The organism is Streptomyces sp. URMC 124, assembly GCF_051386455.1.
In the GTDB taxonomy this organism is placed as follows: Bacteria; Actinomycetota; Actinomycetes; order Streptomycetales; family Streptomycetaceae; genus Streptomyces.
This window is the reverse complement of the sequence record NZ_JBPQTS010000467.1, coordinates 1-272: the sequence shown is the minus strand read 5'-3', so window position 1 is coordinate 272 and position 272 is coordinate 1. Positions and strand designations below refer to the sequence as shown.

Below are 272 nucleotides of genomic sequence, written 5' to 3'. Positions count from 1 at the left end.
ACCATGCTTCAATTTATTCCTGTACTTGTACTGATGATTCTATTCTTTGTCATGATGTTCGGTATCGGCTTTATCCTTAATATGCTGATGAAGACGACCTGGTTTCCGTGCTTTTTGTTTGTCATCGTCATTCTGCCGGTCGTTGTATACAGCTTGTGGGATCGGAGTCAGACGCCGTTTTGGACTCACGTCGGATCATTCCAGCTGGTGGATTACCTGACCGGCGTTGCCGGACTGATCGGCGCTTATATGAGCGGATGGACGATCAAGAC

1 protein-coding gene is annotated in these 272 nt (G+C 47.4%); it reads left to right on the top strand.

Annotation, left to right across the window (positions count from 1 at the left end; genetic code table 11):
* Window positions 1-51: 51 nt before the first annotated feature.
* The coding region (locus ACSNOG_RS33355; RefSeq protein ID WP_436756412.1) for a YuiB family protein at window positions 52-272 on the top strand (221 nt) is incomplete at its 3' end.